This window comes from Thioalkalivibrio paradoxus ARh 1, assembly GCF_000227685.2.
GTDB lineage: Bacteria > Pseudomonadota > Gammaproteobacteria > Ectothiorhodospirales > Ectothiorhodospiraceae > Thioalkalivibrio > Thioalkalivibrio paradoxus.
This window is the reverse complement of the sequence record NZ_CP007029.1, coordinates 2,763,048-2,789,020: the sequence shown is the minus strand read 5'-3', so window position 1 is coordinate 2,789,020 and position 25,973 is coordinate 2,763,048. Positions and strand designations below refer to the sequence as shown.

Below are 25,973 nucleotides of genomic sequence, written 5' to 3'. Positions count from 1 at the left end.
CGCCGAACCACCCTATGCCGATCCAGCGCCGTGACATCGATGGCATCATCCTGCTCGACAAGCCGCGGGGCCTGAGTTCGAATCAGGCGCTGGGGCGGGTCAAATACCTGCTTGCGGCCCGCAAGGCGGGGCATACCGGCAGCCTGGATCCGCTGGCCACCGGCCTGCTTCCGCTTTGTTTCGGGCAGGCGACCAAGGTCTCCGCTTGGCTTCTGGATGCGGACAAGCGGTATCGCGCGGTGGCCCGTCTCGGGGTCGAGACCTCGACCGGGGACATGGAAGGTGAGATCCAGAACGAGCGTCCGGTGCCGGTGCTGACCGCCGCCGAGATCGATGCGGCCTGTGCCGGTTTCCGCGGCGAAATCCAGCAGGTGCCGCCGATGCACTCGGCACTGAAGCACCAGGGGCAGCGGTTGTATGCGCTGGCGCGCAAGGGCATCGAAGTGGAACGGCCTGCGCGGAATGTGACCATCCATGAGCTGCGCGCGGTGTTCGAGGCGCCGGACCGGCTGCGCGTCGAGGTGCATTGCAGCAAGGGAACCTATATCCGCACCCTGATCGAGGATCTCGGCCGTGTGCTGGGCTGCGGGGCCGCGGTTGCGGAACTGCGCAGAACGGGTCATGGAGCCTTCGATGCCAGGGGAATGGTCACCCTGGAAGAACTGGAGGCCGCGTCCGCCGAGGGGGGTCCCCAGGCGCTGGAGCGCTGGCTGCTACCCGCGGACAGCGCGCTGTCGGGCTGCCCGGAAGTGCGGCTGGATGCCGCGAGCACGCGTTTCCTGCGTCAGGGGCAGCCGGTGTTCGTCGCCCAGATACGGGACCGCGGGCCCCTGCGGCTGTACGGATCGAACGGCGAGTTTCTCGGGGTTGGCGCATTGCTCGATGACGGCCGGGTGGCGCCGCGGCGGCTGTTCGTGGCCGGCGGCCCGGCAGGCGCCTGAAGCGGCGCCGGTTCCGGGGCGGCGCATGCTTGGTATTCCGGGCCCCGGCCATGCTACTATTTCGCGCCTTCGTGTGTGCCCGTGGCGCTGGGAACCTGTGTTCCGGCGCAATGCAAGCGGGTCACCCGGACATTGGACCAAGGGGGTACGGCCGGCAGGGCCGTACCCGACAGGCAGGTAACAGGGTTTACGATTCAGGAGTCAAGCTACGTCATGTCAATCGGTACCGAAGCCAAGATGGCCATCGTCGAGCAGCACCGCCGCGATGCCAACGACACGGGTTCGCCGGAGGTGCAGGTGGCTCTGCTCACCGCGCGCATCCAGCACCTGATGGGTCATTTCCAGACCCACAAGAAAGATCACCATTCGCGCCGCGGCCTGCTCAAGATGGTCAATCAGCGGCGCAAGTTGCTGAGCTACCTGAAGGGCAGGGACCAAGAGCGCTATCAGGCGCTGGTGCAGAGCCTCGGTCTACGCCGATAAGGCGATTGACGCAAAACAGGGTACCGGATTGCGCCGGATTTTCGTCCGTCGGCAAGGCGCCCGCCCGGGCGCATGGGGTTCCATGCACCCGGGCGGGCAACGCAGCGGACGGACGAAAAGACCAGCAAGATGGTGTTCCGTTTGACCGAAATCGCCCAAGTCCACCACCAAGCGGGAAGCAGAGCGTGTCATACAAGAAGACGTTTCAGTACGGAAATCAGACGGTCACCTTCGAGACCGGAGGCATCGCCCGGCAGGCCACCGGGGCTGTCCTGGTCAACATCGCGGATACCGTGGTGCTGGTCACGGTGGTGGCGCGCAAGGAGGCCGATCCCGGGCGCGACTTCTTCCCGCTGACGGTGAACTACCAGGAACGGACCTACGCGGCAGGCAAGATCCCCGGGGGGTTCTTCAAGCGCGAGGGACGCCCGAACGAAAAGGAAACGCTGACCAGCCGGCTGATCGACCGTCCGTTGCGCCCGCTGTTCCCCGAGGGCTTCACGCACGAAACCCAGATCGTTGCGACCGTGATGTCGATCAACCCCGAGGTGGACCCGGACATCGTCGCGATGCTCGGCGCCTCGGCCGCGCTCGCGGTGTCGGGCGTGCCGTTCGCCGGGCCGATCGGCGCGGCGCGCGTCGGCTACCGCGACGGTCAGTACCTGCTGAACCCCACGGCCTCCGAGTTGCCGGACTCGCAGCTCGATCTGGTCGTCGCGGGTACCGAGAACGCGGTGATCATGGTCGAATCGGAGGCCAGCGAGCTTTCCGAGGACGTGATGCTGGGCGCGGTGATGTACGGCCACGAACAGATGCAGGCTGCGATCCAGGCGATCCGCGAACTGGCCGCCGACGCCGGCAAACCGGCCTGGGACTGGACCGCGCCGCAGACCGATGACAGCGTCGATGCCCAGGTGGCCGAAGTGGCCCGCAACGCGCTGGTCGAGGCCTACCAGATCGCCGAGAAACAGGCGCGGACCGAGCGCTTGAACAGCCTGCGTGCGGATGTGGTCGAACGGCTCGCCACCGGTGACGAGGGCGCCCCTTCCGCCGAAGCCGTGAAGAACGCGTTCCACGAACTGGAGTACCGGATCGTGCGCGACCGCATCCTCGATGGCAACCCGCGCATCGATGGCCGGGATACGCGTTCGGTGCGTCCGATCACGGTGCAGACCGGGGTGTTGCCGCGCGCCCACGGTTCAGCGGTGTTCACCCGCGGCGAGACCCAGGCGCTGGTGGTTGCAACCCTCGGTACCGACCGCGATGCCCAGGTGATCGATGCGATCGAGGGCGAACGCCGCGAACGGTTCATGCTCCATTACAACTTCCCGCCGTACTGCACCGGCGAAACCGGTATGGTGGGCTCGCCGAAACGGCGCGAGATCGGCCACGGCCGCCTCGCGAAGCGCGGCGTGCAGGCGGTCGTGCCGCGAGACGACAGCTTCCCCTACGTGATCCGCGTGGTCTCCGAGATCACCGAATCGAACGGTTCGAGTTCGATGGCGTCGGTCTGCGGCACCAGCCTCGCGCTGATGGATGCCGGCGTACCGCTGAAGGCGCCGGTCGCCGGGATCGCGATGGGGCTGATCAAGGAAGCGGACCGCTTCGCGGTGTTGACGGATATCCTCGGCGACGAGGATCATCTGGGCGATATGGACTTCAAGGTCGCAGGTACGCGCGCCGGCGTGACGGCGCTGCAGATGGACATCAAGATCGACGGGATTACCCGCGAGATCATGGAGAAGGCGCTGCAGCAGGCCCGCGAGGGACGTCTCCATATCCTCGAGCGCATGGGCGAGTCGATCAGTTCGCATCGCACCGAGATGTCGAGCTATGCGCCGCGCTTCATCACCCTGCGGATCAACCCGGAGAAGATCCGGGATGTGATCGGCAAGGGCGGCGCGACCATCCGGGCGCTGACCGAGGAGACGGGCACGTCGATCGATATCTCCGACGACGGGGTCGTGAAGATCGCGTCGACCGACCAGGCCGCGGGCGAGGAGGCCAAGCGCCGCATCGAGGAATTGACCGCCGATGTCGAAGTCGGTCGGGTCTACAGCGGGCGCGTGGTGAAGATCATGGATTTCGGCGCGTTCGTGTCGATCCTGCCCGGCCGCGACGGACTGGTGCACATCTCCCAGATCTCGAACGAGCGCGTGGAGAATGTGACCGACTTCCTGAACGAGGGCGATTCGGTGACCGTGAAGGTGCTCGAGGTCGACAAGCAGGGCCGGATCAGGCTCAGCATGAAGGCCGTCGACGCCGCCTGAAGCGCCAAGTGAAGCCGCCCCAGGGCGGCTTTCACATGTTCCGACGAATGGTTGTGCCGAGAGGGGTTCTGGGGACATGGACCTGATCAGTATCCGAAAAAGCTATCGGCGTTACGCCCGTCATTACGACGTGATCTTCGGGCGCGTTTTCGCCCGGGGCCGGCGCCTTGCGCTGGACACGCTGGCTCCGGTATCCGGCAAGCGCGTGCTCGAGGTCGGGGTCGGAACCGGGATTTCGCTGCCATTCTATTGCACGGACTCCGAGGTCGTGGGCATCGACATCAGCCGGGAGATGCTCGACGTCGCCCGCCGGCGGCTATCCGCTGAAGACTGCCCCGCAGTGATCGGCCTGGCCGAGATGAATGCCGAACGGCTGGGTTTCGCGGACGACAGCTTCGATGCCGTGGTCGCGATGTACGTGGCGTCGGTGGTGCCCAATCCCGAGCAGCTGTTCGCGGAGATGTGGCGGGTCTGCCGGCCCGGTGGGCAGATCCTGGTGGTGAACCATTTCGCGTCGCGCCAGTGGTTCCTGCGTACCCTGGAACGCAGCCTGCGGCCGCTGTCGCGGGCCGTCGGGTTCCGGCCCGACATGGAGCTGGATCACTTCGTCTCGGTGACCGGCCGCGAACCGGTCGCGATCGAGCCCGCGAGTCTGTTCGGCTACTGGAAACAGGTGCAGTTCACCAAGTCGGCCTGAACGGCCCCATCTGGCCGGTGGCTGCACCGCAGCGGTGTAGCCCCCGATTCCCGCCTTTATTCCCCGCCGCGACCCGCCTCCGGCTATCTGGCGCCGGCGAGCGCAGGTGGCGCCGAGCGCACGAAAACGGTGCGTCCATCCTGTGCCCATGGTGCCTGTGCGCACCCAAGCCGTGCGGACCGGGCGGCCACCCGGTGCTGGACGATCCTCCGGACTCTCTGAGAACGGGCAGGGTTCTTGCGAGGTTGCCACTGGGTTACAGTAGCAGGCGCACCTTGCGCTTCCGTTTGCAGGAGGTTGACCCGGATGTCCATCGACTGGAAGGCCTACGATCCCGCTCCGTTCTACGACGAGCTGATCGCTTCCCCGGGCAAGCCCCGACCGGTGGCCCGGCGCCTGACCGATTACCTCAGCTCGCTCGATGACAACGAGCTGCGAATTCGCAAGCAGGCCGCCGACCACGCGATTCTCGAAATGGGCATCAGCTTCACGGTCTACAGCGAGGGCGAGAACATCGACCGCGCCTGGCCGTTCGATATCGTTCCCCGAGTGATCTCGAAAAACGAGTGGGCCGGGGTCGAGGCAGGCCTGGTCCAACGTCTGACCGCGCTGAACCTGTTCATCGACGACGTGTACAACGAGCAGAGGATCTTTCGCGACGGGGTCATGCCGGCCTACGTGCTCGAGCATTCCCGGAATTTTCGCGAGCAGTGTCGCGGCATCCATCCACCGCACGGCGTCTGGGCGCATATCTGCGGTTCCGACCTGGTGCGCGACGGCGACGGCACGCTGTACGTGCTGGAGGACAATCTCCGGGTGCCTTCCGGTGTGTCGTACATGCTGGAAAACCGCGAGGTGACCAAGCGGGTATTCCCCGAGGTGTTCGAGAATTCGAGCATTCTTCCGGTCGACGAATACCCGACCCAGCTGTTCGACATGCTGGCGTCGATCTCGCCGCGCCCGCAGGACTACCCGGAGATCGCGGTGCTCACGCCTGGGATCTTCAACTCGGCCTATTTCGAACACTCGTTTCTTGCGCAGCGCATGGGCGCCGAACTGGTCGAGGGTGCGGACCTGGTCGTCGGCGACGACGACTGCGTGTACATGCGCACCATCCAGGGGCTCGAGCGGGTCGACGTGATCTATCGGCGGATCGACGACGACTTCATGGATCCCGAGGTGTTCAATGCCGAATCGCTGCTCGGCGTGCCCGGCCTGATGCGTGCCTGGCGCAAGGGCAATGTCGGGCTCGCGAACGCGCCCGGCTCGGGGGTTGCCGACGACAAGGTGATCTATGCTTTCGTGCCGGCGATGATCCGCTACTACCTCGATCAGGATCCGATCATTCCGAATGTCCCGACCTGGCTCTGCGTGAACGACGACGACCGGACGTACGTGCTCGACCACCTGGACGAACTGGTGGTGAAACCCGCGAACGAGTCCGGCGGCTACGGCATGCTGGTTGGGCCGCATGCGACCAAGAAGCAGCGCGCGGAGTTTGCGCAGCTGATCCGGACGGACCCTCGCAATTACATCGCCCAGCCGACGCTGAGCCTGTCGGTCGCGCCGACGCTGTGTGAGGATGGACTCGAGCCGCGGCATCTCGATCTGCGCCCGTTCGTGCTGCAGGGCGTGCGCACCGATGTGACCGCCGGCGGACTGACCCGGGTCGCGATGCGCAAGGGGTCGCTGGTCGTGAACTCCTCGCAGGGCGGGGGCAGCAAGGATACCTGGATCGTCGACGAGGAGGCCTGAGATGCTCTCCAGAGTGGCCGAACGTGTCTACTGGCTGGCACGCTATATCGAACGGGCCGAGAACACGGCCCGCATGATCATCTCGTTTCACCTGGTCTCGCTGGACATGCCCAAGACCGTGCAGCTGTCCTGGAAGGGGTTGGTTGCGGTCACCGGCAACGACGACGTCTTCGACGCGCACTACCAGCGCGAGGACGAGCGCAACTGCGTGAAATTCCTGGTCGCCGATCAGTACAACCCGAGTTCGGTGCTCAGTTCGCTGCAGGCTGCTCGGGAAAACGTTCGCACCACGCGCGATCTGGTGCCCTCCGAGGCCTGGGAGGTCGTGAACGAAATGTACCTGTTCGCGCGGGACCACATCGACAACGGCATCGGAAAGCGTGTGCGCTACCAGTTCCTGACCGAGGTCGTGCAGCGCTGTCAGACGCTCACTGGCCTGCTGGCCGGCTGCATGAGTCACGACGCGGCCTACGATTTCATCCGCGTCGGGCGCAATCTGGAACGGGCCGACATGACCAGCCGTCAGATCGACGTCGGCGCGATCCGCTACCTGAAGAAGGCTGCCGATCCGACTCCGTACGAAGGGCTGCTCTGGACCGGAATCCTGCGTTCCCAAAGCGGCTTCCAGATGTACCGCCAGCATGTGAAAAGGCGCATCAACGGAGTCGATGTGGTGCGGTTCCTGCTCCAGGACCTTCCGTTCCCGCGCGCGGTCGCGCATTCGTTGCGTTACGTGCAGGAAGCGCTGGAACGTCTGCCGCGCAACGAACTGCCGCTGCGGCTGGTGATGCAGGCGCGCCGCCACGCACTCGACGCCGATGTCGACGCGCTGGTCGCCGAGGATCGGCTGCATGCGTTCATCGATACGCTGCAGCAGGATATCGGAGCGATTCATACGGCCGTCGCCGATACCTGGTTTCGGCTGGACCGGGCCGCCTGAAGCGCTGTCGGCAGCGCTGGGCGCCGCGCTTTTGGCAGTTTCCAATCTCCCCGTGCTGTCCGCCCCGTCAGGACGGGGTTCAGCGGGAGTTCTTGCGAGTGCCGCGTCCGGGCATGGCGTGTACGTGGGTGCCGCGTTTCTTGCGTGCGCCGGCCGTTTCCCAGTCGAAGCGTGGCAGGTCGACGAACGCCTTCCGGATGTTTTCGTCCCAGGCATGCGTCAGCGATCGCAGGTAGGCGTCGTCGGCCTCCAGGCACAGGTAGTGCTCGAAAGCGAACGAGTCGGTTTCGTACACGAGCACCTCGATCGGCGGGCCGACCGTCAGATTGGAGCGCATGGTCGAATCGATCGAAACCAATGCGCAGCGGGCGGCGTCGCCCAGCGGCGTCGACGGCGCCAGGATGCGGTCCAGGATCGGTTTGCCGTATTTGCTTTCGCCGATTTGCAGAAAAGGCGTGTGCTGGCTGGTGGTGATGTAGTTGCCCTGCGGGTAGACCCGGTAGATCTCCGGCTCCCCACCGCGGATCTGGCCGCCGAGGAGCAGCGTTGCCTCGGCGACGATGCCGGACTTGGACAGCGCTTCGGAGTGCTTTTCCTGCTCTTCCCGGTTCACGCGGCCGAGGTACTCGGCGGCGTCGGACATGTGCACCGCATCGGCGAAACTGCCGTCGACGCCTTCTTCCATCTCGCGCTTCAGGCGGTTCACCACTGCCTGCGTGGTGGCGAGGTTCCCGGCGGTCAGCACGATGAACAACCGTTCGCCGTCGGTTTCGAAGCTGTGCATCTTGCTGTAGGTGCTGACCTGATCCACCCCCGCATTGGTCCTCGAGTCGGAGGCGAAGACGAGGCCTTCGTCGAGCTTGATCGCAACACAGTAAGTCATCGGCGAGGGTTCCGGGCAACGCGGATCCGGAATACTAGGACCGGGCCCGGAAAGCGTCAACGCAAGGCCTTCGCGGCGACGCGGACCGCGTGCCACCGAATCTCGCGGCTGGGGATCCCCGGCGGCTGCCGTCGCCGCCGGGGGGTGCCCTGTCCGTTCGCCGGCTTCTGGCGCCGCCTTGCGTCCGCCTACGCCTTGCCCTGCAACTGCGCGACCACGGCCTCGTTCTCCAGCGTCGAGGTGTCGGACGTGATCTCCTCGCCCTTCGCGATCGAGCGCAGCAGCCGGCGCATGATCTTGCCGGAACGGGTCTTGGGCAGGCCATCGGCGAAGCGGATGTCGTCGGGTTTCGCGATCGGGCCGATGTGTTCGCTGACCCATTCGCGCAGCGCCTTGACCATTTCCTCCGCTGCGGCACCGGTGGGCCGCTCGCCCTTCAGGATCACGAACGCGACGATCGCCTCGCCCTTCACGTCGTGCGGCCGCCCGACCACGGCGGCCTCGGCGACGGCTTCGTGTGCGACCAGCGCCGACTCGATCTCCATCGTTCCCAGACGGTGGCCGGAAACGTTCAGCACGTCGTCGATGCGGCCCATGATCCAGAAATTGCCGTCCGGGTCGCGCCGGGCCGAGTCGCCGGCCAGGTAGTACTTGCCGTCGAACTTCGGCCAGTAGGTCGACTTGTAGCGGTGGTCGTCCTGCCAGACCGTGCGCAGCATCGACGGCCAGGGCTTCTTGATCACCAGGAATCCCCCCTGGTCCGGCCCCAGGCTCTCGCCTTCCTCGTTCACCACGTCGGCGACGATGCCGGGCAGGGGACGCGTGCAGGAACCGGGCGTCAGCGTCGTCACCGAGGGCAGCGGCGCGATCATGTGGGCACCGGTCTCGGTCTGCCACCAGGTGTCCACGATCGGGCAGCGCTCGCCGCCGATCGTCCGGTAGTACCACATCCAGGCTTCGGGGTTGATCGGTTCGCCGACCGTGCCGAGCAGACGCAGTTTCGAAAGGTCGTACTCGGCCGGGATCTCGTCGCCAAGCTTCATCAGCGCGCGGATTGCGGTCGGAGCGGTGTAGAACACGGTCACCCCGTGTGCCTGGCACATCTGCCACCAGCGCCCGCCGTCGGGAACGGTCGGCACGCCCTCGTAGACCACCTGGGTGGCGCCGACCGCCAGCGGCCCATAGGCCACGTACGAGTGCCCGGTGATCCAGCCGACGTCGGCAGTGCACCAGAAGATGTCCTCGTCGTGCAGGTCGAAGACCCACTCGTTGGTGATGATCGTGTTCAGCAGGTAGCCCGCGCTCGCGTGCTGGATCCCCTTGGGCTTGCCGGTCGAACCCGAGGTGTAGAGAAGAAACAGCGGGTGCTCGGACTCGACCCATTCGGGTTCGCAATCGACCGGCTGATCGGCCACCAGGTCCTGCCACCAGACGTCCCGGCCTTCGGTCATGTTGACCTCGTTGCCCGCCCGCTTGCAGACGATCACTTTCCGGACCGTTCCGCTGCAGATGTCCAGCGCCTTGTCGGCGGTCTTCTTCAGCGAGACGACCCGGCCGCCGCGGGTTCCGCCGTCCGCGGTGATCATCACCTCGGCGCCCGAGTTGTCGATGCGGTCGCGCAGCGCGTCCGCGGAGAAGCCGCCGAACACCACCGAGTGGACCGCGCCGATGCGCGCGCAGGCCTGCATCGCGATCACGGCTTCGGCGATCATCGGCATGTAGATCACCACGCGGTCGCCCTTGCGCACGCCGCTGGCGCGCAGCCCGTTCGCGAGCTTGCCGACCTCGTGGTAGAGATCCCGGTAGGTATAGGTGCGCGTGTCGCCGTTCTCGCCCTCGAAGATGATCGCGGGCTTGTCGCCGCGCGTGTCGAGATGCCGGTCGATGCAGTTGTAGGACACGTTCATCCGCCCATCGGTGAACCAGGCGTAGTGCGGGGCCTGGCTGTCGTCGAGCCCGACGCTGAATTCCCGGTGCCAGGTGATTTTTTCCCGCGCGAGGTCGCACCAGAAGCCTTCGTGATCCTCCTCGGCTTTGCGATACAGCGCTTCGGCCTCCTCCGGTTTCAGGCGGGCGTTGGCCACGAAGTCGGCCGGCGGTGGGAAATGCCGGTTCTCGTGCAGCGCGGATTCGATCGTGTCACTCATCTCTTGCCTCCAGACTGGTTCAGGGCTCGTGGGTTCTCGATACGTTCTGTCGGACCTTCTGCGGTGGGTCCGTGGTGCGCCGCGGCGCCGGGAGCGGAGCCTCGAAAGCATAGCACGCGGGTTTTCCGGTCCCTGGCGCGCGGCATCGGCCCCGTGGTCACCACAACGCGGTTCACCACAGCGCACCCGGGCGGTGCAGCACCCGCTGCAGCGGCAGCGGACCGTCGCCCGCGCGGTGGCTGACCTGGGCGCAGAACAGCTCGGCCGCAGCCAGCGCATCGCTCAACGCGTCGTGCGAGCGGTAGGGCGGCAGATTGAACTGCTCGCGCAGCGCCGCGAGGCGCAGCCCGTCCGAGCGGATGGCTTCCTGCCGGCGGGCCAGCTGTTCCTGTGCCAGGCGCAATGTGTCCACGGTTGGAATCAAACAGGGGTGCCCGTACTCGCTCACGCAGGCGCGGTCCAGAAAGCCCAGTTCCACGGCCGCGTGGTGGGCAAGCATCACGCGGCCTGCCAGTGCCTGCAGCAGCAGTGTCAGCGCGGAGCCGAGGCTGCCGCCTCTGGCCGCCTGGTCGTCGGTGATATGGTGAATGACCGCGCTGGCCTCCGGAATCGCCTGCGACGGGCGCACCCAGGTCTGTCGTGCGGTCTCCAGGCGAATCGTCAGTCCGTCCATCGCGACCCAGCCGATGCTCAGGATCTGATCGCGCGCAGGGTTCAGGCCGGTGGTCTCGAGATCCACCGCCAGAAACGGCGTGTCGCGGCAGTCACTGCACAGGCGCGGCATCTTGCGGTGCAGATACGCGCGCAGCGGGACGTCGGGCAGGCGCAGCGCCAGCCGCCGGCGGCGCCAGCAGAAGAGCCAGGGGCCCGGGCGGATCATGGCCCCCCCAGACCGACCAGGCGTGCGCGCAGGTTTTTCTGCATCGTCGCGATCACGCCGAAGGCGTCCTTCAGGTGACCGCGTTCCAGCGGCGACAGGCTTCTGGGCGGGATGAAATTGTCGGCGGGCTGGCCCTGCTTGATCTGTCGCGCCTGATGCTGAGCGCGCAGCGTGGCCAGCGTTTCGTATGCCCCGCAGAGATTCGCGCCGTCGTCCTGGCCAATCACGCCTGCCTCCACCGCGCCACGCAGCCGGTCCAGCGTATGCAGGCCAGGAACCCCCGCCTGCAGCGCGTAGACTCGCGCGAGGCTGGTGATCGGGAGCAGTCCCTGCTTTTTCACGTCCAGCGTATCGGCCTGGTCGCCGCCCTGGATCAGCACCAGTTGCCGGAAAAAGCCGAGCGGGGGCGGGGTGTCCAGGGCATTCTCGGCAACCTGTGCCAGCAACGGACGGCGCGTCGCGGCGTGGCGCAGGGCCTCGGCGCGCAGTGGCTCGAACAGCTGCGCGTCGCCATGCACCACCCGCAGGTCGAAGTAATGCGCGGCGAGCATCGCGGCCTTGCGGTCGGGAATGCGCAGCACGCGGGCGAATTCGTCGCGCCAGCCGCTGACCGGGCGCCGCCAGTGTACCGAGCGCGGGCTGACCTGGCCCGGACAATGGGCAATACCGCACTGGTCCATGCCGTCGGTGACGAACTGCGCCAGACGCTCGAAGTACGCGTCCGCGCCGGCATCCTCGGTGTCGGCGTAGATCAGCGCGTTGTCCTGGTCAGTGTGCACGGTCTGTTCGCGGCGTCCCTGCGATCCGCAGGCGAGCCAGGCGAAAGGCACGGGCGGCGTTCCGAGTGCCGCTTCGCCCAGCTTCAGCAGGCGCCGGGTCAGTGCGTCGATCACCGCGGTCACCGCCTGGCCCAGGTGCATCGCGGTAGCCCCGGATTGCACCAGGTGGATCTGCAGTTCCGGCAGGGCCTGTGTCACGCGCCTGAGGGCGGCGACCGACTCGCAGCGACGAATATCGCGGACGAGATAGACCGCATTGGTGCCCTGGTGACGGATCAGGTCCGTGGTGGAGATCAGCCCCACTGGCTGACTGCCGGCAAGAACCGGCAGGTGGTGGATGTCCAGTCGAGACATCAGCAGCAGCGCTTCGAATGCCGGTGTCTCCGGTGTCACAGTCTGCAGCCCGCTGCTCATGATGCTGCCGATCGGTTCCTGGCGCGAACGCCCGGTCGCGAGGCAGCGCTTGCGCAGGTCGTGGTCGGTGACGATTCCGATCAGTTCGTCGTCCGCCATCACCAGCAGCGCCGAAACCTCCTGCTCGCTCATATGGCGTGCGCCGTCCTGGATGGTCGCGTCCGGACCGATGTGCTCCGGCGCACGGGTCACGAGTTCTCCCACCGAAACGGTCAGTACGCTGTCGCCGCGGCCGGCGGAGCCCTGGAAGGCGGCCAGCGCCCGCTGCAGCGGGCGGCGGCTGGCCAGGTCGAAACGGTCGGCGAACTCCGGGTGCTGGCGCCGCAGTTCGCGTGCCGCCGGCGCTGGCAGCACGTAGAACAGCGCATCCTCGACGACCCGTCCGATGACCTCCGCGCCGTCGTCGTCGCCGGGAACCGCGAACACGTCGCCCTCGCCCAGCTTGTCGAGCAGTTCTTCCTGCCGCGTGCGCAGGTCGATCGCGCCAGTGCGCACCAGCCAGAGGTCGCCCGCGTCCGCGGGAGCGGGCGGGAACGGGTTGCCTCGGCGCAGGTAGCGTACGACCAGCTGCCGGGGCAGGCGGTCGAGCGCCGGCTCCGGCAACACCGCGTAATCCGGGCTCGCGGCCAGGAAATCGCGTATCTCCCGCAATTCCGCGTCCATATTCCCCGTTTACCCCAGATGGAACCGCAAGGGCAATGGCGTGCCTGCCCTTGCGGTTCGGTCCGGCCCAGGGGCCAGGCCCGCCGAACGGCGGGCCTGGCCTGCGGCGGATCGGTTACGAACCGGTTCCGACGCGCGGTACGCGCACGTCCTCGACCAGGTGCTGGATATGCTCCGGCGGGGCCTTGGTGACCTTCATCACCAGATAGGCGACGAGGAAGTTCAGCAGCGCGCCGATCACACCGAAGCCGGTCGGGTTGATGCCGAACAGCCAGTACTCGGCGGTGTCGGGGAACACGTTGGTGCCGGGGAAGAAGAACCAGCCCTTGTACAGAAAGATGTACAACAGGGTGCTGGTCAGGCCCGCCAGCATTCCGGCGATCGCGCCTTCGCGGTTCATCCGCTTGACGAAGATCCCCATCATCAGCGTCGGGAACAGGCTCGCCGCGGCAAGTCCGAAGGCCAGCGCCACCACCTCAGCCGCGAAGCCGGGTGGATTCAGGCCCAGGTAGCCCGCGAACAGGATCGCGCCTCCCATCGCGATGCGCCCTGCAAGCAGTTCCCGTTTCTCCGATATTTTTGGCATGAACACGCCTTTCAGCAGGTCATGCGAGATCGCCGACGCGATCGCCAGCAGCAGGCCCGCCGCGGTCGACAGTGCTGCCGCAATCCCTCCCGCCGCGACCAGCGCGATCACCCAGTTCGGCAGATTGGCGATCTGCGGGTTTGCGAGCACCATGATGTCGCGGTCGATCCGGGTGAGCTCGGAGCCCTCCCAGCCGAACTCCTCGCGTGCCATTTCGGCGAACTCGGGGTTGGCGTCGTTGTAGTACTGCAGGCGGCCGTCGTCGTTCTTGTCTTCCCACTCCAACAGGCCGGTGCGTTCCCAGCGCAGCATCCAGTCGGGACGCTCGTCGATCACCAGGTTGCCCTGCGGATCCCCGACCTCACCGGGCTGCACGGTCTTGATCAGGTTGTACATCGCCATCGCACCGACCGCGGGCGCAGTCGTGTACAGGATGCCGATGAACACCAGCGCCCAGCCGGCGGACTTGCGCGCGTCGCGCACGCGCGGCACGGTGAAGAAGCGGATGATCACGTGCGGCAGGCCGGCGGTGCCGATCATCAGCGCCAGCGTCAGCAGGAACATGTTCAGCATGCTCATGCCGGCGACCGAGGTGTACGCGGCGAAGCCGAGATCCACCAGCGTCCGGTCGAGTGCCTCGAGCAGGTAGGTATCCTCGCCCGCAAGCGTCGAGCCCAGGCCGATCTGCGGCAGCGGCGCTCCGGTCAGCTGGATTGCGATGAACACGGCCGGCACGGTGTAGGCGAAGATCATGATCACGTATTGCGCGATCTGCGTGTAGGTGATGCCTTTCATCCCGCCGAACACCGCGTAGATGAACACCACGGCCATGCCGGTGACCAGGCCGTACTCCAGCCTGACCTCGAGGATGTTCGAGAAGGCGATGCCCACTCCGCGCATCTGCCCGATCACGTAGGTGATCGACATTACCAGCAGCGCGATCACCGCGACGATCCGCGCAGCTTTCGAGTAGAAACGGTCGCCGATGAACTCGGGCACCGTGAACTTCCCGAACTTGCGCAGGTACGGCGCCAGCAGCAGCGCCATCAGCACGTAGCCCCCGGTCCAGCCCATCAGGTAGGCGCCGCCGGTGAAGCCGAGGAACGCGATCAGGCCGGCCATCGAGATGAAGCTCGCCGCGGACATCCAATCCGCTGCGGTGGCCATGCCGTTCAGGACCGGCGGCACGCCCTTGCCGGCCACGTAGAATTCGCTGGTGCTGCTCGCCCTGGCCCAGATTGCAATGCCGATGTAGATCGCGAAGGTCGCACCGACGACCAACAAACTCAGTGTCTTGAGATCCATGGCTGTCTCAGTCCTCGTGTACGTCGAACTTGCGGTCCAGCACACTCATGCGCCAGGCGTATACGAAAATCAGCACGATGAACGTGTAGATCGAGCCTTGCTGGGCGAACCAGAAGCCGAGCGGATAGCCACCGAGGCTGATGTGGTTCAACTGCTGCGACAGCAGGATGCCGAGGCCGAAGGACACGACGAACCAGATGGTCAGCAGGATGGTCAGCAGCCGCAGGTTGGCCCGCCAGTAGGCGGCCCTGCTTTCCTGTTGTGTCATGGCATAACTCCTTGGGGTTTGGGTGAAAGAACTCCCGCCGACGCGGGGTCAGAGCTGGTACTGAACCGCCAGCTGCCCCTGCAGCTTGCGGGCCTGCCGGAAGGCTTCCTTGAGCACGCGGCCCTCGAGGGTGCCGAGTTCCTCCGGACGGATGCGGTTGCCGCCATCGCGGCCCTCTGCCAGGGCCTGCTGCTGGCTGCGCAGGCGCAGCATTTGCAGGTAGCGCAGTGCGGCGTGGTAGTCGTGGGCGTCGTCCTCGCGCAGGGTCTCGGCCGATACCGCCTGGTCGAGGCGCTCGTGGGTGCGGGTCGCGGGCAGTTCCGCGGCCAATGCCATCACCCGCGCGCCATCGACGAATGGCGTCAGCCCATGCAGCTTGACGTTGATGCCGTCGGAGCCGCTGCGGATCTCCCCGAACAGCCCCAGTGGCGGCCGGAAGCGCATCTGGTTGGCCGCCATCTGGCGGCGGAAACGGCTGTTGAACGCCGTCTTGTGCAGTAGCTGTGAGCGCAGTTCTTCTACCGGGCCCGGATCGCCGTCGATCGCGCGCAGATCGAAGAAGATCGTGCTTTTCAACAGGTGCTCCGGCGTACCCTGATCGATCCAGCGGCTGAAGCGGCGCTCCCATTCGGTGCCGCTCAGGCAGCACTCGGGGTTGCCGGCCATCACGTTTCCGGGGCAGAGCTCGAACCCGCATTCCGCCAGCGCCTGATTGGCCGCCTGCGCGAACGGCAGCAAGCGTTCCCGGGTCTCGTCCTCTTGTCCCGGCTTGCAGCGGAACAGGATTCCATTGTCCTGGTCGGTTGTCAGCGCCTGTTCCTCGCGTGCCTGCGAGCCGAAGGCCAGCCAGGTGAAACCGATGTCCGCGATGTCGTGCCGTGACCGGAGCAGCGTCAGGACGCGCCGCGTGGCATGGTCGTTGATGCGCGTGATCAGGCGCAGGATCTGGTCGGCCTCGGCGCCCTGGTGGATCACCGCACCAATCAGGCGCGGCAGCTCGCGCAGCTGGTCGGCGATCGTGGATACCGTATCGGCACGGAGGATTCCGCGCACCAGCCGGTCGAGCGTCAGCGGGTGCGAGGTCAGCAGGTCGCGCTCGCCGAGTACCCCGACCAGGCGTCCGCCGGCGACCACGCAGATATGCTTCATGCCGTGATCGGCCATGGTCTCGATGCCCTCGAAACCCAGCGCCGAGTCCGGCAGTGCGATCGGGTCCGGTGTCATCACCTGTCGCAGCGGCGTATCCAGTGGCCGTTCCTCGAGCGTCACCCGCGAGAGCAGGTCGGTCATCGTGAAGATGCCCAGCGGTCGTCCTTCACCATCCACCGCGACGATGGAGCCGACCTTCTGGTCGCGCATCGTGGTCAGGGCAGCGCGCAGCGGGGTGTCCGGGCTGCAGGTGACCGGCTCGCGGGTAACCCGTGCGCCCAGCGGCGTGTTCAGCTGCCCGCTGGCGCCGGAGTGACCCAGCTGGCCCGCGATCAGTCCTTGGTGGAGTCGGTCGAGCAGGCTGGCCAGCCGGCGCGAGCAGAAATCGTTGAAGACCGGCGAGCGGGTGCGCAGGCGGTCGAAGTCCTCGAGCGAGAGTTCCAGGCAGAGCGTGTCCTCGAGCGCCCGATGCACGGTATGCACCGGACGCCGTCCGAGCAGCGCGCCGATCGGAAAGCTCTCGCCGGGCACCAGTTCCCAGGCCTTGCCGGAGACTTGCTCGTCCTCGCTGGGATTCTCCCCACGGACCCGACCCTGGCGGATGATGTGAAAGCGCCGTGCCGGGCCGGCATCGGGGTCGGTGATGCGCTCGCCGCTGGCGTAGAAACGGGACTCCAGGCGCGGCAGCAGGAACTCCAGTGCGTCCGGTTCGAGATGATCGAACGGCGCGTGGGCGTTCAGGAACTCCCGGGTGGTGTCGAGCGCATCGGACATGGGCAGCCTGGCAGGTCAGCAAGGGTCGTGCGACCAAAAGCAATGGCCGTGCCAAGACATGTTTCTATCTAAAACAATGGGTTGCGAAGGTGTTCTTGTCCGTTGCGCGGCCCGTGTTACGCCGCGTAACGGGAGGGGGTTACGGTCCGTAACGCCGGGCTCTGCGGCGCGGAGTCTCGCAGGGGGCATCGATGCCAGCCGGGGCAGGGCGTCGGCTGCGCGGGCCGGCACACCCGTCCTTCCGATGGCGGGGGTCAGGGCCTCGGCAGCTGTTCGCGCTGGCGGCGTTCCCAGAGCGTCTTGCGGCTGATCCCGAGGGCGCGGGCGAGTTCGGTTTCGTTCATGTGAGCCTGGTTTTCCAGCACGAAGCGCCGGAAGTAGTCATTCAGGCTATTCCCCCGGGGCGGGTTCTCGGGCGGGGCTGCGGGGCTGTCGAGCCCGAGATGCGCCCATTCGATCCGGCTGTCCTCCGAAAGCACCGCGGCCCGCTCCAGCGCATTCTTCAGTTCCCGAACGTTGCCCGGCCAGTCGTATTCCTGCATGCGCGCGAGCGCGTCGTCGCTGAGCGTCAGCCCGTCGCGGCCGATGCGCCGTTCCAGCTCGTGCAGGCAGTGCGGAATCAGCCGTTCCAGGTCTTCCAGACGTTCGCGCAGCGGTGGAATACGGATTTCCAGCACCCGCAGGCGATAGTAGAGATCGGCCCGGAACGCCTGTGCCTCGATCATCGCCTCGAGGTCTCGATGGGTCGCGGCCAGCAGCCGGATATCGACCCGCCGCGCCTGGGTTGCGCCCACCGGGCGGATCTCGCCCTCCTGTAGCACCCGCAGCAGCCGGGCCTGGGCGGCGGGCGCGAGTTCCCCGATCTCGTCGAGGAACAGCACGCCGCCGTCGGCGGCCTCGACCAGACCGGCTCGCGCCTTGACCGCGCCGGTATACGCGCCCTGGGCGTGCCCGAACAGTTCGGCTTCGACCAGTCCCTCCGGAATCGACGCGCAGTTCACCGGGACGAAGGGCTTGTCGGCCCGCGGGCTCAGTGCGTGGATCGCGCGTGCCGCGACCTCCTTGCCGGTACCCGATTCGCCGCGGATCAGCACCGTCGAGTGGGTCGCCGCGACCCGGCGAATCTGCTGGCGCAGGGTCTCGATCGCCGCGCTGTGCCCGAGCAGCCCGTGCTCCGGGCCGGCCTCCGTCGGCGGGCGCGCAGGCGGCTCCCTGCGGCTGCTGCTGCGCAGCGCCGCGCGCAGGGTCAGCAGCAGAGCATCGTGATCGAAAGGCTTGGCGATATAGTCGATCGCTCCCGATTTCATCGCCTCGACCGCCGAGGGCACCGACGCGTAGGCAGTCATGATCACCGTCGGCAGGTTCGGGAATTCCCCGATCAGCGCGGTACCCTCGCCGTCGGGCAGGCGCAGATCGGCCAGCAGCAGGTCGAAGGATTCCTCCGCGGCACGGATTCGGGCAGCGCCGAGATCCTCCGCCAGGGCGACCTCGAACCCGTGGTGTTCGAGGTAGCGCCGGACACCCCGGCGGATCGCGGGTTCGTCGTCGACCAGAAGGATCCGAGTCATGCTTTTCTGCCCAGGGGAAGCGTCAGGATCATCTTTGCGCCGCCTTCCGGTGCGTTTGCAGCCACTAGGCTACCACCGTGATCCTGCACGATGCTGTAGGCAACCGGCAGTCCGAGCCCGGTGCCCTGGCCTGCGGGCTTGGTCGTGAAGAAGGGTTCGAACAGCCGGTCCAGGGACGATGGCTCGATGCCGGGCCCCTGGTCGATGATGTCGACCTGCACCCGGGCGTCCTTTTGCTGTGCGCGGATCTGGATCGTGGCACTGGGCGGCGAGGCTTGCTCCGCGTTGGTCAACAGGTTGATGAACACCTGCAGCAGCTGCGCGCGTGCGCCCTGCACCGACAGCGCCCAGAGCCCCTCCGGCGCGTAGTGCAGGTCCTTGCGCCCGGCCAGCCGCGTGAGGCGAATCGCTTCCGAGACCACGTCCTCGAGATCCACCGTCTCGAAGCGGTTGCGCGGGGGCGTGTCGGAGTGGGCAAACGCGATCAGCGACTGCACGATCGCATTGATTCGACGGGTCTGCTCGATGATGTCGTCGGCAATGTCCCGTATCTCATCGGGGTCGTCCTCCAGTGGCAGGGTCTGTGCGAGCGAGGCGATCCCGGCCAGCGGGTTGCCGATCTCGTGTGCGACGCCGGCCGCGAACCGGCCGATCGACGCCAGGCGGTCGCTGTGCGCGACTTCGTTCTCCAGCTGCACCCGGGCGGTTACGTCCTCGATCAGGATCACATGGCCCTCGCGCCGCCCGCTCGCGACTTCCAGCGACGACTTGTGCAGATTCAGGCGCCGCGGACCGCGGCAGGTTTCCAGATTCAGCTTGTAGAGCTGCCGGTCGTCGCTGTCGAGGAAGGCCTGCAGCAGCCCGCCCCAGGGGCGTTCCAGGCGCTCGACGACCTGGCCCACGGCGTTCTCGGTCGGGACGCCGGTCAGTTGCGTCAACGCGTGATTCCAGCCGGTGATCTCGCCGCCGGCGGTCACGCTGCAGACGCCCAGCGGCAATTCGTGCAGGATCTGCCGGTGGAAACGGCGCAGCGCGTCGAGTTCCGCCGCCAGTCCGGTGAGTGGCAGCCGGGCATCCTCCAGCTGCTGCTCGATCCGGCTCAGGCTCTCGCTGAGGCTGGAGCGTCCGGCCGCGTCCAGGCGCAGGTGGCGGTCGACGATCATCCGCGCCAGCACCGGCCCGAGCAACCCCGACAGATTGCGTTCGATACGCTCGCGCAGGCGCTGCAGATCACGCCGCGAGCGGGTGTGGCGCGGCAGGCCGAGGTCGTCCAGTGCGCGTTCGATCTCGTGGCGGGCGGGCATCGTACCCAGGGTCGCGGCGAGTTCCGCCTCCATCTCGGGCACGTCCCGGGCCAAAGGCAGGTCGACGCTGGTGTAGAACGGCTCGCGCGGACAGCAGGCCTGGCCGGCCTCGATCTCCTGCTGATTCGGCCGGGACCACATCGATCCGAGCACGAACAGCAATGCGTTGGCGCCGAGGCTGAGCGTCAGGGCGAAGGTCCAGACATCCAGGCCGTCGGCGCCCATCGCCTGCTGGAGTCGTGGCGCCGACGGCCAGATTCCGGCGTTCGCGAGCAGCGGCGCGACCAGCGCGAAGAACCATCCGGTGATGCCGGCCACGAGCCCCAGCAGGAAGCCGATGCGGGTCGCTCGTGGCCACAGCATCAGCCCGATCAGTCCGGGGAGGAACTGGGTCACCGCGGCGAAGGAAATCAGGCCGAGCTGGGCCAGACCCTCGACGACCTGCAGCAGGCCGTAGAACCCATAGCCGAGCGCGATGATCAGCACGATCCAGATGCGCCGGCCCCAGAGCAGGTTGCGGTACAGGTTCGCCGGCAGGCTCTGGCGTTCGCGCAGGCGCGCGGGCAGGGACAGGTAGTTCATGCCCATGTTCGCCAGCGCCAGCGTGGTCACGATCATCATCGCGCTGGCGGCCGACACGCCGCCGATGAATACCAGCAGCGCGAGGGTCGGAGACTCGAGCCAGCCCGCGAGCCCCAGCGCGTAGTAGTTGGGGTGGTCGGTCAGTCCGGCGGCCTGTCCCGCCCAGTACAACACCGGCATCGGCAGGTTCAGCAGCAGCAGGAACAGCGGAAACCCCCAGGCCGCCCGGTTCAATGCCTTTGGGTCGATGTTTTCGGTGAACAGCATGTGAAACTGCCGCGGCAGCAGGAACGCGGCGGCAAAGGCGAGCACCATCAGGCTGTACCAACCGCCGCCGGTCACCGGCTCGTACAGCGCGGTGACCGCCTCCGGATGTCGGTCGAGCCAGGCGTCGAGACCGGACAGGCCGCCGAAAACCGCGTACAGCGCGATGGCGGCAATCGTCAGCAACGCCAGCAGCTTCACCAGCGACTCGAACGCGATGGCGACCACCAGCCCCGAATGCTTTTCCCGCGGCGAGATGTGGCGGGCGCCGAACAGGATCGCGAACAGCGCGATGGTGGCGCTGAAGGTCAGGGCCAGCAGATGCGGCGGCGTGTCGGCGGTGAGCACCGCGGCCGACTCCGCGACCGCCTTGATCTGCAGCGCGATGTACGGAAGGATCCCGGTCAGCATGAACAGCGCAACCAGCGGCCCGGTGAGCAGGCTGCGGTACCGGAACGCGAACAGGTCCGCGAGCGAGGTGAGCTGGTGCTCGCGGGTGAGCTGCAGAATCGGCCGCAGCAGCCACGGCGTCGCCGCAAAGGCCAGCGTGACCCCCAGGTAGATCGTCAGGTACAGGTAGCCGTGGTCCTCGAGGAACCCCAGGTTGCCGTAGAACGTCCAGGACGTCGCGTACACGCCCAGCGAAAGCGTGTAGACCCACGGGTTGCCCGCGATGCGGCCGAACCTGCGGCTGCGTTCCGCGACGAACGCGATCCCGAACAGCAGCGCCAGGTAGATGACGCCGACGGTGTACAGCAGGCCGAGGCTAAGGGTCACGGCGGCCGAGAACGTGGAAGGCGATGACCGCGATCAGCACGGCCCAGGCCACGAACGGCCACCACCAGGCCGGGGCGATCGAAGCTACCCAGATCGCGATCGGTGACAGGAACAGCAGGGCCCCCAGCAGCACGACCAGCACGCCGGCCGCCGGGTTCATCAGTGCTCTTCCGGCCGCTGGCCGCCCGCTGTTGCACTCAACGTTTCTCTCCAGTATCGACGGCTTGGGCCAGCGCCTTGGCAGGCCCGACCAGTGAATCCATCACGGCGTCTCAGATCCGCCATTTTGGAACCTTCCGCGCGGGACGTTTCGCCGAACCGTCCGGCGCTGCGCTGGACCAGTTTGAAACAGCTGGGTTGTTCCTGCACCTGCCCCCGTTGCTCCGGCGTGTCGGGCTGCGTTCGACCGGCACCGCATTTCCGGCAGGTCACACGGAGAACGCTGATCGGGGTGTCCCTGGCAGCCCCGAATCCGACAGGCTGCTAGCCGCGGTGCTGCAGCGCTGCTGTGGCGATCGGGTCCACGGGCAGCCGTGCAGGATGCCAGTGGCGCAGCGCATGTTCCAGCAGCATCGTCACCGTGCCGGACCCGCTGCCGGTCATCTCCGGATCCAGGTCTGGGACGCCGATCGCGGTCAGGATGCGTGCCAGCGCCGGGACCGCGTCGCGGCAGCGCACCGGCGCTGCGCCGTGCGACTTCGCGAGTTTGCGGTGGTCGCGAGCGACCACCACCGGGTGGTGGAGGTAGCGTGGCGGGGTTTGTTCCAGTGCCTGGTACAGGTGCATCTGGCGCGGCACCGATCCCAGAAGATCGATCCCGCGCACCACGTCGGTCACGCCCAGTGCCAGATCGTCGACGACCGTGACGAGCTGGTATGCGAACAGCCCGTCGGCGCGGCGGACCACGAAATCGCCACCGAGTGCCTGCAGGTCGAAGGCAACCGGGCCGAGCGCGCGGTCCTCGATTTCCCAGTAGCGTTGCCGGACGCGCAGCCGCAGCGCGTGCGTGTCGCGGGAATGCGGCGGGCCCGTGCGGCAGGTTCCGGGATAGACCGGCCCTTCCCAGCCGATGCGGCCCGTCGCGAGCACCTGCTGGCGCGAGCAGGTGCAGGCAAACAGATGGCCGGCGCCGTACAGCCGCTCCGCCGCCTCCTGGTAGGCCTGGCCGCGGCGACTCTGGTAGCGCACCGGGCCGTCCCAGCCCAGGCCGTGACAGTCGAGCGCGCGGAGAATCGCGTCGCTGGCGCCTGCAGCAACCCGCGGCCGATCGATGTCGTCGATGCGCAGGTGCCAGCGGCCCTGCTGGCCACGCGCATCGAGCCAGGAGACCACCGCGGCCAGGAGCGACCCCAGATGCAGTGGCCCCGAGGGCGTGGGCGCAAAGCGGCCGACGTAGGCGCTCACGAGGCGCGCACCGCGACCGGGTTCGGACCGGCTTGGGCGGCGGTGCCGGAACGGTTCGCTGGCGTGCGCCCCGGCATCACGCCATTTGCTTCTCCCGGAGCTCGGCCAGCGTCTTGCAGTCGATGCAAAGCGTTGCGGTCGGGCGCGCCTCGAGCCGGCGGATGCCGATCTCGACTCCGCAGGACTCACAGTAGCCGTAGTCGCCGAGGTCGATGTTGCGCAACGCCTCGTCGATCTTCTTGCACAGCTTGCGCTCGCGGTCGCGGGCGCGAAGCTCGAGTCCGAACTCCTCTTCCTGGGTCGCGCGGTCCGCAGGATCGGCGAAGTTGGCCGCGTCCTGTTTCATGTGACCGACGGTGCGGTCCACCTCCTCCATCAGTTCCTGTTTCCACGCCAGCAGCAGTTCCCGGAAATGTGCCAGCTGGGCCTTGCTCATGTATTCTTCGCCCGCTTCCGGCTCGTAGGCAGCAATGCCACTCGCCACCATGTGCTTGGAGGAGGGCTTTGCCTGTTTCTGGTCTGCGGCCATGTTCGCTGGTCTCCGGGTTGGAATGGGCGCCTTTACTATCAGAGTCCGCGCGCCCAGGCAAGCACGCGGTGGCGGCCGGGGGGGCGATCTCCTGGGGTCATATTTCAGGAATGTTATAACTTGCGAATTTTCCGGTTTCGCTCGGCGGCGCCGGGCAGGGAGGAAAACATGCCGCCGCTGGCAGCTCTGGTCTTCGATGTTGATGGAACCCTGGCGGATACCGAGCGTGACGGCCACCGTGTCGCGTTCAACCGTGCGTTCGCGGAGGCGGGATTGACGTGGCACTGGGACGTGGCCCGATACGGGCAGCTGCTGCGCGTGACCGGGGGCAAGGAACGCATCCGCCAGTACCTGTCCGAGGACTGGCCCGATCTGTTGCGCGAACCCGGGATCGACGCGCGCATCCGGGCGTTGCACGCGGCGAAGACCCGGCACTATGTGGCGCTGCTCGAGACCGGTGCGATTCCGCTGCGGCCGGGGGTGCGGCGGTTGCTGGAGGAGGCCCGCGCCAGCGGTCTGCGCCTCGCGATCGCGACCACCACGACGCCCGAGAACGTGACTGCGCTCTTGCAGGCCACGCTCGGCGCGGAGGGGGTCGGGTGGTTCGAAGTGATCGCGGCGGGCGATGTCGTGCCGGCCAAGAAGCCCGCTCCCGATATCTTTCATCGGGCACTGCAGGCGCTCGATCTCCCGCCCGACGCCTGTCTGGCGTTCGAGGACTCCGACAACGGCGTGCGTGCGGCGCGGGGTGCCGGGTTGCCGGTGATCGTGACTACCAACGGCTACACGCGCGACCAGAATTTTGCCGGTGCGCTGGTGGTGCTCGACGGGTTCGGGGAACCCGATGCGCCGGCCACGGTGCTGGCTGGGCCGGCTCCGGTATCGCCGTACGTGGATGTGCCGAGCCTGTTGCATTGGCACCGGCTGATACAGGGGCGTACATGAGCGCTCGGCGCCACGCCCGACCCTGGCAGCTCCGAAGGGCCGTGATCGAACCCTGATGCCCTGCCGAAAGCCGCCACGCGTCCGGGACCGGGGTGGCATGCTGCGGTGAGGGTGTGCTCTATGCGTCGTCGGAAGCGGGCTTGCCCTCGCGGTCGGCCGGGTGCACCGCCTCCACGCGCAGGTCGAGCGCGCCCGACGCGAGGCGTGCCCGCAGCGGTTCGCCCTGCAGGGCCGGCTCGGCCTTGCGCACGACCTGTCGGTCGCGGGTCAGCAGGATGCTGTAGCCCCGTTCCAGTACCGCATCCGGATCCAGTGCCCGGAGCCGCCCGCGCGCCACTGCGAGCCGGGTGGTCTGGCGCTCCAGCTGATGCCCGACCTCCCGCTTGAGCCGATCGCGAAGACCGTCCAGCCGGCGCTGCTGTGTTTGCAGCAGACGGCTCGGGCGGGCCTGGAGCAGCCGGTGGCGCAGCTGCTGCAGGCGGCTGCGCAACACCAGGGTCCGGTGGGCCGGACTGTGCACCCGCAGGGTGAGCGTCAGCTGTCGCAGCCGTGCCTGCCGGGTATCAAGCAGCCGGTGGATGGCGCGTTGCAGACGCTGTTGCAGCTCGTCGACGCGCTGCAGGTGCTGCTCGACGCGCCGGCCGGGATGCGCGCGCTGCAAACGCATGTTCAGCGACTCCAGAATCCGCCGTCGATCCCGGATGCGCTCGGCCAGCGTTCGGTCGAGACGGGCGGCCGCGTCGGCCAGCTGGCGATTCAGCACTGTCGCGTCGGGGCTCACGGCTTCTGCCGCGGCGGTGGGAGTCGAGGCGCGCAGGTCGGCCACATAGTCGGCGATCGTGGTGTCGGTCTCGTGCCCGATCCCGGTGACCACGGGGATGGGGCAGTCCGCAATCGCGCGGGCGACGGCTTCCTCGTTGAAGGCCCACAGATCCTCGAGCGACCCGCCGCCGCGGGCGAGAATCAGCACGTCGACCGCGTGTTCGCGGCCCGCGAGCTCCAGCGCCTGCACCAGCTGCGGTGCGGCGGCCGCACCCTGTACCGCGACCGGGTAAAGCCGGAATGGCAACAGCAAAGGGAAGCGCCGTGCCAGGGTGCGTGCGATGTCGTGCTGTACGTCGCCCTGCGGCGAGGTGATGACCCCGAGCCGGTGCACCCAGCGGGGCAGTGCGCGCTTGCGTTCGGCTGCGAACAGCCCCTCGGCGAGGAGGCGTTCCTTCAGTCGCTGGAACTCGAGCAGCAGTTGTCCCTCGCCCGCGCTTTCCAGGCGTTCGACGACCAGCTGGAATTGCCCGCGGGCGGCATATACGCCGGCACGGCCGAACACCACCACCCGGTTCCCGTCGGCGAAGGGCGAGGCGTTGCGGGCGTTGCCGCGGAACAGCGTGCAGCTGACGCTCGCCTGCTCGTCCTTCAGCGAGAAATACTGGTGTCCGGAAGCGTAGCGACGCAGGTTCGATACCTCGCCCTCGACCCAGACCGAGCCGAGTTCGGCACGCAACAGGCGGTCCGCCTGCTGGTTCAGCTGGTTCACGGAGAGGACACTGCGTTCGCTCGTCATCGGATCTGCAAGGTTGGAATGTCTGGACGGGCGGGCCGGTATCGAGTGTCATCGGTAGGAGCTTTCGGCTGCAAGCGCTGCGCGGCCGGCCCGGATTCATGTCGC

At 67.2% G+C, this 25,973-nt stretch carries 20 protein-coding genes; 7 read left to right on the top strand and 13 right to left on the bottom strand.

The genetic code is table 11. The features are described 5' to 3' along the window. The first annotated feature begins 14 nt into the window (after positions 1-14). The 6 genes from truB (at position 15) to THITH_RS12455 (ending at position 7,086) form a co-directional block, all read left to right on the top strand. Positions 15-941, top strand: a complete 927-nt coding sequence (gene truB, locus THITH_RS12480; RefSeq protein WP_006748472.1) for a tRNA pseudouridine(55) synthase TruB — start codon at positions 15-17, stop codon at positions 939-941. A 213-nt stretch (positions 942-1,154) separates the two neighbouring features. Beyond that, on the top strand, positions 1,155-1,424 hold the full coding sequence (gene rpsO / locus THITH_RS12475; protein ID WP_006748471.1) for a 30S ribosomal protein S15: 270 nt from the start codon (positions 1,155-1,157) through the stop codon (positions 1,422-1,424). A 185-nt stretch (positions 1,425-1,609) separates the two neighbouring features. Then, positions 1,610-3,694, top strand: a complete 2,085-nt coding sequence (gene pnp / locus THITH_RS12470) for a polyribonucleotide nucleotidyltransferase (protein ID WP_006748470.1) — start codon at positions 1,610-1,612, stop codon at positions 3,692-3,694. 76 nt (positions 3,695-3,770) lie between these two features. Next, positions 3,771-4,391 carry a class I SAM-dependent methyltransferase gene (locus THITH_RS12465; protein ID WP_006748469.1) on the top strand — a complete coding sequence of 207 codons (621 nt, stop codon included), beginning with the start codon at positions 3,771-3,773 and terminating at the stop codon, positions 4,389-4,391. 306 nt (positions 4,392-4,697) lie between these two features. Continuing rightward, positions 4,698-6,146, top strand: a complete 1,449-nt coding sequence (locus tag THITH_RS12460; RefSeq protein WP_006748468.1) for a circularly permuted type 2 ATP-grasp protein — start codon at positions 4,698-4,700, stop codon at positions 6,144-6,146. Between the two features lies 1 nt (position 6,147). Further along, complete coding sequence (locus THITH_RS12455) at positions 6,148-7,086, top strand: alpha-E domain-containing protein (protein WP_006748467.1); 939 nt, start codon at positions 6,148-6,150, stop codon at positions 7,084-7,086. Between the two features lie 79 nt (positions 7,087-7,165). Here THITH_RS12455 and THITH_RS12450 read toward each other — a convergent pair whose 3' ends face one another. The 12 genes from THITH_RS12450 to dksA all read right to left on the bottom strand — a co-directional run bounded on the left by THITH_RS12450 (position 7,166) and on the right by dksA (position 23,362). Beyond that, positions 7,166-7,969 (bottom strand): proteasome-type protease, encoded by an 804-nt coding sequence (locus tag THITH_RS12450; RefSeq protein ID WP_006748466.1) that lies wholly within the window; start codon positions 7,967-7,969, stop codon positions 7,166-7,168. Between the two features lie 188 nt (positions 7,970-8,157). After that, on the bottom strand, positions 8,158-10,116 hold the full coding sequence (gene acs / locus THITH_RS12445; protein ID WP_006748465.1) for an acetate--CoA ligase: 1,959 nt from the start codon (positions 10,114-10,116) through the stop codon (positions 8,158-8,160). A gap of 172 nt (positions 10,117-10,288) precedes the next feature. Beyond that, a complete protein-coding gene (locus THITH_RS12440) occupies positions 10,289-10,996 on the bottom strand; it encodes an exonuclease domain-containing protein (protein ID WP_006748464.1) in 708 nt (235 codons plus the stop codon). Continuing rightward, positions 10,993-12,852 (bottom strand): putative nucleotidyltransferase substrate binding domain-containing protein, encoded by a 1,860-nt coding sequence (locus THITH_RS12435; protein WP_006748463.1) that lies wholly within the window; start codon positions 12,850-12,852, stop codon positions 10,993-10,995. Before THITH_RS12435 ends, THITH_RS12440 begins: the two co-directional genes overlap by 4 nt. Before the next feature lie 115 nt (positions 12,853-12,967). Then, the gene (locus tag THITH_RS12430; protein WP_006748462.1) at positions 12,968-14,743 is read right to left on the bottom strand and encodes a sodium:solute symporter family protein; all 1,776 of its coding nucleotides are present in this window, start codon (positions 14,741-14,743) and stop codon (positions 12,968-12,970) included. 7 nt (positions 14,744-14,750) lie between these two features. Continuing rightward, positions 14,751-15,011, bottom strand: a complete 261-nt coding sequence (locus THITH_RS12425; protein ID WP_006748461.1) for a DUF4212 domain-containing protein — start codon at positions 15,009-15,011, stop codon at positions 14,751-14,753. Positions 15,012-15,059: 48 nt separating this feature from the next. After that, positions 15,060-16,934, bottom strand: a complete 1,875-nt coding sequence (locus THITH_RS12420; RefSeq protein WP_006748460.1) for a DUF294 nucleotidyltransferase-like domain-containing protein — start codon at positions 16,932-16,934, stop codon at positions 15,060-15,062. 254 nt (positions 16,935-17,188) lie between these two features. After that, positions 17,189-18,502 carry a sigma-54-dependent transcriptional regulator gene (locus THITH_RS12415; protein WP_006748459.1) on the bottom strand — a complete coding sequence of 438 codons (1,314 nt, stop codon included), beginning with the start codon at positions 18,500-18,502 and terminating at the stop codon, positions 17,189-17,191. Further along, a complete protein-coding gene (locus tag THITH_RS12410; RefSeq protein WP_006748458.1) occupies positions 18,499-21,429 on the bottom strand; it encodes an ATP-binding protein in 2,931 nt (976 codons plus the stop codon). Before THITH_RS12410 ends, THITH_RS12415 begins: the two co-directional genes overlap by 4 nt. Then, entirely contained in the window at positions 21,419-21,589 is a 171-nt protein-coding gene (locus THITH_RS18810) for a hypothetical protein (protein ID WP_006748457.1), read from the bottom strand. Before THITH_RS18810 ends, THITH_RS12410 begins: the two co-directional genes overlap by 11 nt. A gap of 323 nt (positions 21,590-21,912) precedes the next feature. Beyond that, entirely contained in the window at positions 21,913-22,833 is a 921-nt protein-coding gene (gene gluQRS, locus THITH_RS12405) for a tRNA glutamyl-Q(34) synthetase GluQRS (RefSeq protein WP_006748456.1), read from the bottom strand. A gap of 76 nt (positions 22,834-22,909) precedes the next feature. Further along, the gene (gene dksA / locus THITH_RS12400) at positions 22,910-23,362 is read right to left on the bottom strand and encodes an RNA polymerase-binding protein DksA (RefSeq protein WP_006748455.1); all 453 of its coding nucleotides are present in this window, start codon (positions 23,360-23,362) and stop codon (positions 22,910-22,912) included. Between the two features lie 168 nt (positions 23,363-23,530). Here dksA and THITH_RS12395 point away from each other — a divergent pair, with 168 nt between their 5' ends. Further along, positions 23,531-24,307, top strand: a complete 777-nt coding sequence (locus THITH_RS12395; RefSeq protein WP_006748454.1) for an HAD family hydrolase — start codon at positions 23,531-23,533, stop codon at positions 24,305-24,307. Positions 24,308-24,425: 118 nt separating this feature from the next. Here THITH_RS12395 and xseA read toward each other — a convergent pair whose 3' ends face one another. Then, positions 24,426-25,868 (bottom strand): exodeoxyribonuclease VII large subunit, encoded by a 1,443-nt coding sequence (gene xseA, locus THITH_RS12390; protein ID WP_006748453.1) that lies wholly within the window; start codon positions 25,866-25,868, stop codon positions 24,426-24,428. Positions 25,869-25,973: the final 105 nt, after the last annotated feature.

Bases quoted from the DNA above. Each gene is read 5' to 3' on its own strand.
- THITH_RS12395 (WP_006748454.1), top strand. From the start codon at position 23,531: ATGCCGCCGCTGGCAGCTCTGGTCTTCGATGTTGATGGAACCCTGGCG.
- xseA (WP_006748453.1), bottom strand. From the start codon at position 25,868: ATGACGAGCGAACGCAGTGTCCTCTCCGTGAACCAGCTGAACCAGCAG.
- THITH_RS12420 (WP_006748460.1), bottom strand. From the start codon at position 16,934: ATGTCCGATGCGCTCGACACCACCCGGGAGTTCCTGAACGCCCACGCG.
- THITH_RS12425 (WP_006748461.1), bottom strand. From the start codon at position 15,011: ATGACACAACAGGAAAGCAGGGCCGCCTACTGGCGGGCCAACCTGCGG.
- THITH_RS12435 (WP_006748463.1), bottom strand. From the start codon at position 12,852: ATGGACGCGGAATTGCGGGAGATACGCGATTTCCTGGCCGCGAGCCCG.
- THITH_RS12455 (WP_006748467.1), top strand. From the start codon at position 6,148: ATGCTCTCCAGAGTGGCCGAACGTGTCTACTGGCTGGCACGCTATATC.
- THITH_RS12440 (WP_006748464.1), bottom strand. From the start codon at position 10,996: ATGATCCGCCCGGGCCCCTGGCTCTTCTGCTGGCGCCGCCGGCGGCTG.
- rpsO (WP_006748471.1), top strand. From the start codon at position 1,155: ATGTCAATCGGTACCGAAGCCAAGATGGCCATCGTCGAGCAGCACCGC.
- acs (WP_006748465.1), bottom strand. From the start codon at position 10,116: ATGAGTGACACGATCGAATCCGCGCTGCACGAGAACCGGCATTTCCCA.
- THITH_RS12465 (WP_006748469.1), top strand. From the start codon at position 3,771: ATGGACCTGATCAGTATCCGAAAAAGCTATCGGCGTTACGCCCGTCAT.
- dksA (WP_006748455.1), bottom strand. From the start codon at position 23,362: ATGGCCGCAGACCAGAAACAGGCAAAGCCCTCCTCCAAGCACATGGTG.
- THITH_RS18810 (WP_006748457.1), bottom strand. From the start codon at position 21,589: ATGAACCCGGCGGCCGGCGTGCTGGTCGTGCTGCTGGGGGCCCTGCTG.
- THITH_RS12460 (WP_006748468.1), top strand. From the start codon at position 4,698: ATGTCCATCGACTGGAAGGCCTACGATCCCGCTCCGTTCTACGACGAG.
- THITH_RS12430 (WP_006748462.1), bottom strand. From the start codon at position 14,743: ATGGATCTCAAGACACTGAGTTTGTTGGTCGTCGGTGCGACCTTCGCG.
- THITH_RS12415 (WP_006748459.1), bottom strand. From the start codon at position 18,502: ATGACTCGGATCCTTCTGGTCGACGACGAACCCGCGATCCGCCGGGGT.
- truB (WP_006748472.1), top strand. From the start codon at position 15: ATGCCGATCCAGCGCCGTGACATCGATGGCATCATCCTGCTCGACAAG.
- THITH_RS12450 (WP_006748466.1), bottom strand. From the start codon at position 7,969: ATGACTTACTGTGTTGCGATCAAGCTCGACGAAGGCCTCGTCTTCGCC.